This window comes from Westiellopsis prolifica IICB1, assembly GCF_004323185.1.
Lineage (GTDB): Bacteria > Cyanobacteriota > Cyanobacteriia > Cyanobacteriales > Nostocaceae > Pelatocladus > Pelatocladus prolificus_A.
On the sequence record NZ_NAPS01000002.1, the window covers coordinates 777,312 to 789,214 of the forward strand.

Sequence of the window (11,903 nt, forward strand, 5' to 3'; positions counted from 1 at the left end):
TTGTTTGTATTAAGTGGCTTTAGCTGTTATTTTGAGGACTAAAGTCCTCACTACAAACTTAAGAATGGTGCTTTAGGCGCTTTAATGATTTTTTGGTGACAAACAAGATCAAAAAAATTCGCCTCACACAATGGCAATAAAGCGGGAGAAATATTCACACCGCTTTTTGCCTTTCCCTACTTAAAATTTACTTGATTGACTTTATAAATCAGGTTTTATTTGTGATTCCAGAAGAAAATTGCAATTTAAAAAAATATGATTCACAAAACCCTCAAGTTTTTTATGATCATTCTAACGGAAAATTATGGATTGGTGATGCAATTAAATGGCTACAAAGTCTTGCTTCAGAATCAGTAGATTTAGTATTTGCAGACCCTCCTTATAATATTAAAAAAGCTTCATGGGATAATTTTAAATCGCAAGCAGCTTATATAAATTGGTCTTTAATTTGGATAGAAGAAGTTTCTCGAATATTGAAACCCACAGGTTCATTATATATTTGTGGTTTCTCAGAAATTATTGCTGATATTAAACTACCTGCATTAAAATTTTTTAGTAGTTGTCGATGGCTAATTTGGCATTACAAAAATAAAGCAAATTTCTCAAACGATTGGGGACGTTCTCATGAAAGTATTTTACATTTTAGAAAGACAAAAAATTTTAAGTTGAATCCAGAAAATATACGTATCAGTTATGGACAACACACATTAAAATATCCCCAACATCCCCAAGCAAAAACAAGCCAATACGACAACAATGATAAGAATGATAGTAGAATTTGGCATCCCCATTCTAAGGGTGCAAAACCCAGAGATGTAATCGAAATACCAACTACATGTAATGGGATGCATGAAAAAACCAAACATCCAACTCAAAAGCCAGAGGAGTTAGTGAGAAAGTTTGTACTTTCTTCATCTTCTAGAGGTGATCTTGTTGTTGATCCATTTTTCGGATCAGGAACAACGCTTGTTGTTGCAGAACAACTTGGTAGAAAATGGTTAGGCTGTGAGATTATTCCTGAATATGCAGAATGGGCAGTAGAACGTATAAAATCTGTAAAAAATATGTCAGATGAGGAATGGTTTTGGTTTGACCGTAAGAATGAAGAACGTAGAAAAAAAATAAGATAATTACCCCTCTTATGAACGTAAAGAAAAAAAATTAATTTTCCCCTGATTTAATTACAGAAAAGATAGAGGAATAATCTTCATGTGCAAATGACATTTTCATCGCCATTTCTAATATTTTTCGTACACCTTCAACACCGCTGATATTTAAACCTGCTGCTTTTGCTTCTTCAATAAAGAAATCAGTATCTTTCATCAGGTGTTTGGTGGGAAAATTGGGATTAGCGTAATTTCCTTCCAGCATTCTTTGCAACTTTTTGTCAAAAGTTGGAGCATAAAGGACGCTTTGACGCAAAATGTACATAAACAGGTCTTCGTCAATACCATAACGCTGGACAAAGCCAAGACTAAGAGCAAAACTTGCTGTTAGAGAAGCAATTAATTGATTCAAAGCCAATTTCAGCGCCGCACCAGTCCCCACTGGCCCAACTAGGACAGGTTCTGGGCCAAAGTGTTTTAATAGCTCTAAGTGACGCTGGTATTGTTCTTGATGTGCGCCTACCATCACAATTAAATTCCCAGATTGTGCTTCTGAGATACTGCCAAGTACGGGTGCTTCTAAATACTCACCACCTGCGGCAACTACTGCATCTCTAATTTCTCTACTTTCGGTTGGAGTTATAGTCCCCATTTGAATGACACTTTTTCCGGCTACAGCTTGTGAACATCGGTCTGAAAGTAAGACACTATAGATAGCTGCGGCATTTGTCAGCATCAAAATTACACAGTCAGCTGCATTAATTGCTTGATAAGGTTTTTCTGCTATTTCCGCACCAGCTACTTTTAAAGTTTCTAACTTTTCTGGGGTGCGGTTATAGGCTATTAGCTGGACTCTTGCTTCTAACAGATTATGTGCCATTGGCAGTCCCATTAATCCAGTCCCCAGAAATGCTACCTTCATTTTTATCTTCCTTTGGTAGAGCGATCGCTGTTAGTCAGTTATCAGTTATCAGTTAGTAGTTAATATTTTGTTTACTTCCTTTCTTTTCCTCCTTGTCCCCCCACACTCCCTTGTCCCCCTTCCCTTCCTTATATCTACCACTAAATGCTTTTTCAGCCGCCTGCGGCAAAAGTCACCATAATCATTACTGAAAGTAAAATTCCGGGAATGAGTAGCACGATTAGCATTAATAAGTCATGGGTGGTCATAATTATTACCTTTTGACTAAAGAAGGATAAAATCTAAAAAGTAAAGCATAAAGGTTCAAATCAGCCTTTATACTTTATTCTTCAGCCTTTAATGGTAAATTAGTTTTCACCCAAATGAGATTAATATAGTTTTAACTTTTCAATGTGATATTCGTAGGTCTGGCATCGTAAATCCTTTCAGCATTAAAAATGTTTCTGTTTCCTTGAGTCCTTTACTTTGTGCTAAGACACCAAATCCACCTAATCCATAAGGATCTACAAGCTGACGCAATGCATCACGGCGACGCAGTAAATCCGAAATGGGTTGGTTTGTATGAGAAAGGCTAACCATGCGATCGCCTAAACCCAACGCCATCAAAAATAATTCTTGCTGCATCCAACCCACTTTAGCTAATCCGCAGCGTTCACCCCATCTTTCTAAAGCTGTAAAATCAACATGGGCCGTAATGTCTTGTCGCCCAATATTGATGTAGGGGTTATTATGGCGCTGATGATGCCAGTAACACTGTAGTGTACCTTGCGATCGCCTGGGATTATAGTAACGACTTGCCGGATAGCCATAATCTATAGTTAACACATACCCTCGCTGCAAACGGTCTGCTACTACACCTAACCAATCTAGCGCCGCTAAATTTACCTCACTGCGATATCCTTCTGGATAAACGTTTTCTAGGAACTGAATACCAACTAAATCAAAGTATTCTGCCAATTTTGGCGTAGAAGGTTCAGCGATAACTTCTGTGAAGAGAGTGGGAGGACGTTGACTTTGTACAGACGCGATTAATCGCGTCTCTATTGACTCTGGCTGTAGAGTCACATAAATTTCTCGCAGTTGCCCTTGTTCTAAAATAAATTGATGTACTGGTAGAGCATCCACCAATTCATTTGAAAAAAAGCAGCCGATAATAGAGTTACTCAGTATTTCTTCCAAACTGCTTTTGATTTCAACTGTAAATTCTTGTAACCTTTGCTGTTGTTCTTGCCTGAGAATGGGCGACTTTTCTACAATGATGTAGTTTAGGGCAGCAAAAAAAATTGGATAGCGCAGCTTCAGGTAATTTAAAATATCTAGTGCTAAATATCCTTGCCCTGCACCCATTTCTACCAAAGAAAAAGCCGCAGGTTTACCTAAAATTTTCCACATTTGCACAAATTGTTCAGCTAGCAACTCACCAAAGTCAGGTCCAAGATGTGCAGAGGTGAAAAAGTCGCCCTGCTTACCGATGTTGACGGCTTCGGTAGAATAGTAACCATAATCAGGATGATACAACGCCATATCCATGTAGGTGGCAAAAGTAATTTGCTGATCAGGGCTATTTGTAATGCGATCGCTTATAGCAGCACATAATGTTGGGTGAGAATCCATAAATTTTGAGATTTAAAATTTTCTATATATGAATTAAATCGGATTACGATACATATCCCTGAAAAATTAAAACTTATTTCTTCCTATGTCAGCTATATTTACTACTAATTTTCCTCCTTTAGAAAGTGGCGATCGCTTAACTCGCGACGAATTTGAACGCCGCTATCAGGCAATGCCGCAGAATATGAAAGCAGAATTCATCGAAGGAGTGGTATACTTGGCTTCACCTGTACGTGCTAGAGGTCACGGCAGACCTCATGCTCAAATAATCGGTTGGTTGCTAGTTTACACTGCTGCAACACCTGGAGTTGATTTACAAGATAACGCCACAGTACGTCTTGACGCTGACAATGAACCTCAACCGGATGCTCTATTACGAATTGAACCAGAGGTAGGTGGCAATTCTCGTATTAATGATGATGATTATATTGAAGGCACACCAGAATTAATCGTAGAAATTGCTGCTAGTAGTGCTGCTTATGACCTGAATGATAAGCTTAATGCCTATCGTCGCAATGGCGTCAAAGAGTATATTGTTTGGCAAAGTTACGAAAATCGCTTAGATTGGTTCAACTTACAACAAGGACGATATGTTCTGCGAGAACCAGGTACAGATGGAATAATTCGCAGTCAGATTTTTCCCGGATTATGGTTAATGGTTGATGCTTTGCGAGAAGGTAACATGGCTGAGGTTCTAGCAGTTCTTCAACAGGGTTTGCAAACAGCAGAACATCAAGAATTTGTGGAGAAACTCAGGAGTTAATGTTGTGCAGGACAAGAAGCCAAGCAACGAAAACATCAAGAAAAAAGGTAAGTCGCTGCCTTCTGGTATGATAATCAGACTCGGAAAATTTGTCTGGACAACGATGTGGCATGTGATGATGTCAAATCTCGCCCCTCGTAATCAATCAGGAGAATATATCCGTCCAGCTAGTCAGTTCCGCAAATCTATTAGTACACAAGCAGACAATCCTTATCAACCCCAAGCAGGACGCTATCGCCTTTATGTAGGTTTAGGGTGTCCCTGGGCGCATCGAACTTTAGTTGTGCGATCGCTCAAAGGTTTGGAAAATGCCATACTAGTTTCGATTGTGTCTCCTTCACCAAACGAAGGTATTTGGGTTCTCAACCAAGAAGAAGAAGGTTGTCGTACTCTTGTCGAAATCTATAATTTAGCAGTATCTGGTTATCAAGGGCGTTGTACTGTTCCTGTACTCTGGGATACTCAAACCAAGACGATAGTTAATAACGAAAGTGCAGAGATTATCGTCATGTTGAATTCTCAATTTAACGAGTTTGCGACAAATCCCGGACTTGATCTTTATCCAGAAGAACTGCATGAGCAAATTGATCGTTGGAACGAGAAAATTTATCATGCGGTAAATAATGGTGTTTATCGCTGCGGTTTTGCCCAAAGTCAACAAGCCTATGACAAAGCTTGTAACGAATTGTTTACTACTCTTGACGAAATAGACACTGAATTGAAAAAAAGTCGCTACCTGTGTGGAGATCAGGTAACACTAGCAGATGTGCGTTTATTTACTACCTTGTTCCGTTTCGATGTGGTTTATTACGGATTATTTAAGTGCGATCGCTACAGAATCCAAGACTACGAAAATTTGGGGCCTTATCTACGTGATTTATATCAGCTACCAGGAGTTTCTGACACCTGTGATCTAGATAGCGTCAAGCGAGACTATTATGGAAACCTCTTTCCACTCAATCCCGGCGGTATCATCCCCTGTGGTCCCGATGTCAACAATCTCTTGAAACCACATAATCGGCAATAAATTGGTGTCATTGGGGATCGGGGAAGGTGGGGCCCCCTCTGGGGAACTCGGGGCCCCCACTCCCCCAAGGGAGTGGGGATTAGGGGCGAAGGGGTAACGGAGATTGGGGATTCTCCAGAGGAGACGCTTCGCGTAGACGCGTCAGCGGCTTCTCATAGAGTACGGGGAGCGGGGATCGGGAATCGGGGAGCGGGGATTGGTTATTTTTCCCACACTTCCCACACTTCCCACACTTCCCACATTTCCTTGCAAGCGTCAATTCCTAAATATTTCCTTATTTGTAGATTAGGAAATACTAATCAATTTCGTCTTTTTCTTGCTTGATAATCTAATAAAGCTCCTGCGCTAACTGTAATCCTTCCGTTTGTTCTACGCATTGAAATTTCTCCTCTTTGTAGGGCCATATAAAGGTTGGCTTGGTCTACATTTAAAAACTTTGCTGCTTGAACAAGAGAAATACCTCGCTTCGGAAAACCTAGTCTGTTTCTTTTGCGATGAGATAAGTGGCTAAACATAGCGAAATATAAAAAACTACTTAAGAAAGTTAACTTTTCTTACAAAAACGTTACAAAATCACATAAAGATACAATTCACCTACGCAGCATTTCAGTTGCGTCGGAGGAATTTTGAACAACTTAGTTTGACGAAAACTAATTAGATCTACATCTAATTAGATTATAACAGATTATGAAAACGGAACAATTTCAAATCGTGCTACGTTTTTTCAAAGTTTTAGCGGACGAAAGTCGGTTAAAGATTTTGAGTTTTCTAGCTAACCAAGAATGTAGTGTTGAAGAACTAGCTGTACTATTGCAACTCAAGGAACCAACGGTATCTCATCATTTAGCGAAATTAAAAGAAGTGAACTTAGTGACTATGCGTCCTGAAGGTAATACCCACTTATATCAATTGGAAAGTATGACTTTAGAGAATGTCAGCAAAGAAATTTTTACACCAGGGAATATTGCTTCTTGGGTTGAAGATATAGATACAGAAGCATGGGAGATAAAGATAATTCAAACCTACATAGAGGGAGAACACCTTAAAGAAATTCCCTCTAGTCGTAAAAAACGTTTGGTAATTCTTAAGTGGTTAGCAAATAAATTTGAAGTCGGTGTTCAGTATTCAGAAAGTGCTATTGATGAAATTCTCAAGCGTTACCATCCTGATTTTGCTAATCTCAGACGGGAGTTAATTAACTATAAATTTATCCAACAAAAATATGGGATGTATTGTCGTATTGAGAATAAGGTTTAAAAAATTTATTATTTAGGCGGAGAAAGGGAGAGATTTGATTGACACTCTCAGGTCGCGCATACTCGCTCGTTTCCCGCATTCCGCGAGGTCATATGATCAGTTATTAGTACAATTTTGTCTCATCACCTCAAAGCCATCTATGATGACTATAAAAGTGAATTCCATCGTAATAACTATCAACGGCTTTCATTGCCTCAAACTCGACTGAAACAATTTCTCCCATTGTGTCAGCAGTAGCACCGCAAAAAGATTCTATGGCTGACCAGTCGCAATCATATAAAGGCTCGCAAACGTCTTTGTACATTGGTTTTCCAGTCTTGTACCATTGGTCGTATACGTCAAAAGAATAATCGCATTCAGGGATTCCATCACCAGATGTGGTTTTCACTTCAATCCAGTAGCTGAAGTCCCAAAGTATTTGTCCATCGACATCGTTTGTTTCATCTAAACAAACATACTCAGGTTCAAAGTCAGAGACTTCAAAATTAAGCTCAGGGAAGCGCAACAAACAATCTTTTTCTACAATTTCAAGTGCTTTTGTAATTTTCTTCCATAAAATTGTTAAGCGAGGAATTCCAAGGTTTCTAGCCTCTTCTTAGTTGTCCGCAAATAATCTGTATCCAATATTGATTGTTGCCATTTCTCTTTCACACTGTCAATTACATTCGATATCCCTGCGATTAGTTTTTTGTGTTTACGACTTCTATCATCACACAGACGTACTAAAAATACAGTCACTTATTTCCCTAAATAAGCTTCTAAAACTTTGGTGTCGCGCTGAATTTCTGCGGGAACACCATCAGCCAAATTTCTACCTTCAGCGAGTACCCAGACACGATCGCACAACGACATGATCACATCCATATTGTGTTCAATAATCAAAAAAGTCATACCTTGTTGATTCCATTTGACGATGCGATCGCAAATCTCATCAATTAGTCTCGGATTTACCCCTGCTGCTGGTTCATCTAACAAAATCAACTTGGGATTAGTCATCAACGCTCGTCCCATTTCTAACAACTTGCGTTGTCCACCAGATAACCCACCAGCGTAATCATCGGCTTTATGGACTAAACCTACTGATTCTAAGATGGCTAGCGCCTGTTGTTCGAACTGCTTTTCTTCTTTAGCTACTATATGGGGTTGAAATTGCAACTGCCAAAAATTTTCGCCAGTTTGCTTTTGCGCTGCTAGTAGCATATTTTCCAACACCGACAATTTAGAAAGGGCGCGCGCTACCTGAAATGTCCGTACTAAACCCTGTTGAGCAATTTGATAGGATGGTAAGTGCTGAATCGGTTCACCGTCAAAAATGACTTTTCCTTTATCGGGACGGATGAAGTTAGAAAGCAAGTTAAATAAAGTTGTTTTACCAGCACCATTGGGGCCGATTAAACCTGTGATACTACCTGTTGCAACTTGAATTTCAGCATTATCGACAGCTTTAATACCGCCAAAACTTTTGCAAAGTCCACTAGCAGCTAATAAGGGAACTTGGGAAAAATTATTATTTACCAAGGGTAAGTTCCTCCTTTTTACCTAAAATACCTTGAGGACGCCAAATCATCAGCACCATCAAAATTAGTCCAATGATCATGATGCGAAATGCGCCCAATTGATCAGAAGTAAGGTTAGGAAAAATGTCAGGTAGGTATTCACGAGTCAGAGTATCGTAAGCAAAGTAAATTACTGCTCCCAAAATCGTACCAATGTTATTACCAGAACCTCCTAAGATCACCATAATCCAAGCATCAAAAGTTAACTGTGGTTGAAAATTATCAGTATAAATAGCACTAATTTGCCAAGAAAAGAAAGCCCCAGCAACACCAGCGATCGCACCACCCAACATTAAAGATTGTAACTTGTACCAAAAAACGTTTTTGCCCAAAGCTTTGGGAACTTCTTCATCTTCACGGATAGCTTTGAGGACTCGACCCCAAGGTGATCGCACCAACACTTCCAAACGCCAAAAAACAAAAGCAAGGGTGATCAACGACAACAGCATCAAACCTGCTTTTGGGTTGTAATTGTATAAGCCAATCACCCCCGATATATAAACTGCTGCTGACAATAAGCCCAATAAACTTGCTACCACTAGACGTGATATATATTCTTGTTTATTAGCTATTCGTTTAGTTGCATTTGTCGAACGAGTCCAGCGCCACAACCAATAGAAAGTTACCCCAGCAACCAAAGTCAACACACAAATCATCACCAGTTTGACAAACAAATTTGGTTGTAAATTTACAAGCGGGATTGGGTAACTTTGGACACCAAAGGCGCCAGGAATCCAGGTGTCACCCACAGGTAAATCCTGGTTATTGAGTATTAGACGAACTAGTTCTCCCACACCGATAGTGACGATCGCCAAATAATCTTCCCGCAAACGCAGAGTCGAAAAACCGATTAACAAACCCAACAAAGCTGCAACAGCACTTCCAATGATCGCCGCCAGCAGTATAGGGACACCCTTAAGGCTTAATAATACAGTCGTATAGGCTCCCAGCGTCATAAATGCCACATGACCAAAGTTAATTAAGCCTGTAAAACCCCACTGTAAGTTGAGTCCGAGACCGAACAAAGCAAAAATAGAAGTAGAAATTGCTAAAAAAATCAGATATTCAGCCATATTTTGTTATTTGTCAATAGTCAATGGTCAATGGTCAAGAGTTAAACCTCGACTTTCTAGTTTCAAACCTCAAGGCGATTTCTTCTCCTTCTCCCTTGTCCTCCTTGTCCCCTTCTCTGCAATTGATTTGGAAGTCTCTCATGGGAACACTATATCTGAATTGTTCCGAGTAGAAGATATTATGAACTTGCTGCGAATCAGAATTCATCATTTAATTGAACAGCTAGCCGACGAAGAATTAGAAAAAGTTTGGAACGACGTCTACAACTTACATTGTGATTTTTATATTCACAAAGCCATACAAGATGTCAAGCGATCGCAGCAACCTTGGGACACCTTAACCCATGAAGAAGCTGTACAACTATTAACTTTTTCATAATGGTTACTTGTTAATAATTTCCAATGCCCAATGCCCCACCCATGCCCAATGACCAATCCCCAATCCCCAATCCCCAACATGGAAGTACGCTATGCACGGTCTTTTTTAGTAGATCTGAAAAATTTAGAACCTGCTGCCTACCAGCGGGTATATGATTTTGCTTTGATTGAGTTTGCAGATAAAAAACAACTGCATGACTTACCAGATTTGCGGCAGGTAGATATGGAGGGTATTTTTTACCGCTTTCCTCTGGATAATTACTTAGTTGGCATAGAAATAAGAGGTGAAATTGTGAAATTTCTGCGAGTCATACCAATGCCGGATGTCTAGATTTGGGGTCACGTGAAGACTTAAAACTGTATAAGAGGGACAAAGCTTGGCTATATCCTTAGCTTAAACTTGTTTTTGAAAATCACTTTACTTGAGATTTCCTTATGGACGCTACGGCACTTTGGCAACGATACCAGAAATGGCTATATTTCCATGAAGGACTGGGTTTTTTCCTAGATGTAAGCCGGATGCGGTTTGATGACGCTTTTGTGGAGAAGTTGCAGCCAAAGTTTGAGAAAGCTTTTGCGGATATGGCGGAACTTGAGAAAGGAGCGATCGCCAACCCTGACGAAAACCGCATGGTTGGACATTACTGGCTGCGAAATCCTGATTTGGCTCCTACTCCGGAACTGACACAAGAAATTGTCAGCACCATAGAGCAAATTGACGTATTCGCCGAAAAAGTCCACACAGGTGCAATTCATCCTCCAAAAGCACCCCGTTTCACTGATATTATTTCGATTGGAATTGGTGGTTCTGCCCTTGGGCCGCAGTTTGTTGCTGAAGCTTTAGCCTCAGACTTTCCACCACTAGCGATTCACTTTATTGACAACTCCGACCCCGCAGGAATTGATCGGGTTTTAACTCAGGTGCGAAACCGCCTCACCAGCACTTTGGTTTTGGTGATTTCCAAATCTGGAGGCACACCGGAACCCCGTAATGGTATGACGGAAGTCAAAAAAGCCTACGCTGGACACAATTTGGATTTTGCTAATTATGCGATCGCCATTACCATGCCCGGTAGTAAGCTGGATGAACAAGCAAAATCTGAAGGCTGGTTAGCGAGATTTCCTATGTTTGATTGGGTAGGCGGACGCACTTCGGAATTATCTGCTGTGGGTTTATTACCAGGTGCGTTGCAGGGAATTGATATCCGCGCCATGCTCGAAGGTGCGAAAGAAATGGATGACGCTACCCGCGTTCCGGATCTGAAAAATAACCCAGCCGCACTATTAGCCCTGTCTTGGTATTACGCTGGCAACGGCAAGGGCGAAAAAGACATGGTTGTCCTACCCTATAAAGACAGCCTACTTTTATTTAGCCGCTACTTGCAACAGCTGGTAATGGAATCCTTGGGTAAAGAAAAAGACTTGGATGGCAATATTGTTCATCAGGGTATTGCAGTCTACGGTAACAAAGGTTCTACTGATCAACACGCATACGTCCAGCAGTTGCGCGAAGGTGTACCAAATTTCTTTGCTACCCTCATCGAAGTTTTAGAAGATCGTCAGAGTCCATCTCCAGAAATTGAACCAGGAATCACATCAGGTGATTACCTTTCTGGTTTTTTGCAAGGAACCAGAGAAGCACTGTACGAAAAACACCGTGATTCAGTTACAGTCACCATCCCCCAAGTGAATTCTCGTACCGTTGGGGCCTTGATTGCTTTATATGAGCGTGCTGTTGGTTTATATGCCAGCTTAATCAACATTAACGCCTACCATCAACCAGGGGTAGAAGCTGGTAAAAAAGCTGCTGCTGAAATTCTCGAATTACAAAAAAAAGTAGTTGCTGTTTTGCAAGAGGAAAAAACACCTTTAACTTTGGAGCAAATTAGCCAAAAAATAGGTGCTACAGACAAAATAGAGTCAATTTACATGATTTTGCGACATCTCCACGCCAATAGCCGTGGTGTAGTGTTGGAAGGTAATCTTGGACAACCCGATAGTTTGAAGTTTTCCATCGGGAATTAGCGGATTGGGGATCGGGGATTGGGGAAGGTGGGGCCCCCTCTGGGGATAAGCAGGGCTGTTTCATTTTCGAGAGTAAAATCTCAAACCCTCTTTTTTAGTTCGTTAATAACGAATATCTAATCAAAACAGAACGAGATTTCAAAGTTTCCACTTTTTTCCTTTTAAGAATGAAACAGCCCTGC

The 11,903-nt window shown here is 40.3% G+C and carries 12 protein-coding genes; 7 read left to right on the top strand and 5 right to left on the bottom strand.

All coding sequences use genetic code 11. The features are described from left to right. Positions 1-221: 221 nt before the first annotated feature. On the top strand, positions 222-1,130 hold the full coding sequence (locus B4U84_RS17605) for a DNA-methyltransferase (RefSeq protein WP_044449882.1): 909 nt from the start codon (positions 222-224) through the stop codon (positions 1,128-1,130). A gap of 31 nt (positions 1,131-1,161) precedes the next feature. On the opposite strand, the gene B4U84_RS17610 is transcribed toward B4U84_RS17605, so the two are convergent. Continuing rightward, positions 1,162-2,028 (bottom strand): NAD(P)-dependent oxidoreductase, encoded by an 867-nt coding sequence (locus B4U84_RS17610; RefSeq protein WP_017310408.1) that lies wholly within the window; start codon positions 2,026-2,028, stop codon positions 1,162-1,164. Positions 2,029-2,415: 387 nt separating this feature from the next. Then, positions 2,416-3,642, bottom strand: coding sequence for a class I SAM-dependent methyltransferase (locus B4U84_RS17615; RefSeq protein WP_131119788.1), 1,227 nt, complete (start codon positions 3,640-3,642; stop codon positions 2,416-2,418). An 85-nt stretch (positions 3,643-3,727) separates the two neighbouring features. On the opposite strand from B4U84_RS17615, the gene B4U84_RS17620 reads away from it, so the two are divergent. The 3 genes from B4U84_RS17620 (at position 3,728) to B4U84_RS17640 (ending at position 6,689) form a co-directional block, all read left to right on the top strand. Beyond that, on the top strand, positions 3,728-4,405 hold the full coding sequence (locus B4U84_RS17620; RefSeq protein ID WP_131119791.1) for a Uma2 family endonuclease: 678 nt from the start codon (positions 3,728-3,730) through the stop codon (positions 4,403-4,405). Between the two features lie 4 nt (positions 4,406-4,409). Then, a complete protein-coding gene (locus B4U84_RS17625) occupies positions 4,410-5,432 on the top strand; it encodes a glutathione S-transferase family protein (RefSeq protein WP_131119792.1) in 1,023 nt (340 codons plus the stop codon). Between the two features lie 687 nt (positions 5,433-6,119). Beyond that, the gene (locus B4U84_RS17640) at positions 6,120-6,689 is read left to right on the top strand and encodes a DUF2087 domain-containing protein (protein WP_131119798.1); all 570 of its coding nucleotides are present in this window, start codon (positions 6,120-6,122) and stop codon (positions 6,687-6,689) included. Between the two features lie 127 nt (positions 6,690-6,816). Here the strand turns inward: B4U84_RS17640 and B4U84_RS17645 are convergent, their stop codons facing one another. The 3 genes from B4U84_RS17645 to B4U84_RS17655 form a co-directional block, all read right to left on the bottom strand. Next, positions 6,817-7,197 carry a hypothetical protein gene (locus B4U84_RS17645; RefSeq protein WP_131119800.1) on the bottom strand — a complete coding sequence of 127 codons (381 nt, stop codon included), beginning with the start codon at positions 7,195-7,197 and terminating at the stop codon, positions 6,817-6,819. A 230-nt stretch (positions 7,198-7,427) separates the two neighbouring features. Beyond that, the gene (locus tag B4U84_RS17650) at positions 7,428-8,207 is read right to left on the bottom strand and encodes an ABC transporter ATP-binding protein (RefSeq protein WP_131119802.1); all 780 of its coding nucleotides are present in this window, start codon (positions 8,205-8,207) and stop codon (positions 7,428-7,430) included. After that, entirely contained in the window at positions 8,197-9,318 is a 1,122-nt protein-coding gene (locus tag B4U84_RS17655) for a branched-chain amino acid ABC transporter permease (protein WP_131119804.1), read from the bottom strand. Before B4U84_RS17655 ends, B4U84_RS17650 begins: the two co-directional genes overlap by 11 nt. Before the next feature lie 181 nt (positions 9,319-9,499). On the opposite strand from B4U84_RS17655, the gene B4U84_RS17660 reads away from it, so the two are divergent. The 3 genes from B4U84_RS17660 to B4U84_RS17670 all read left to right on the top strand — a co-directional run bounded on the left by B4U84_RS17660 (position 9,500) and on the right by B4U84_RS17670 (position 11,721). Beyond that, the gene (locus B4U84_RS17660; protein WP_017310418.1) at positions 9,500-9,697 is read left to right on the top strand and encodes a hypothetical protein; all 198 of its coding nucleotides are present in this window, start codon (positions 9,500-9,502) and stop codon (positions 9,695-9,697) included. A 78-nt stretch (positions 9,698-9,775) separates the two neighbouring features. Then, positions 9,776-10,027: a hypothetical protein gene (locus B4U84_RS17665; RefSeq protein WP_017310419.1), complete on the top strand. Its 252-nt coding sequence runs from the start codon at positions 9,776-9,778 to the stop codon at positions 10,025-10,027. Positions 10,028-10,131: 104 nt separating this feature from the next. Beyond that, positions 10,132-11,721 carry a glucose-6-phosphate isomerase gene (locus tag B4U84_RS17670; RefSeq protein WP_017310420.1) on the top strand — a complete coding sequence of 530 codons (1,590 nt, stop codon included), beginning with the start codon at positions 10,132-10,134 and terminating at the stop codon, positions 11,719-11,721. The last annotated feature ends 182 nt before the right edge of the window (positions 11,722-11,903 follow it).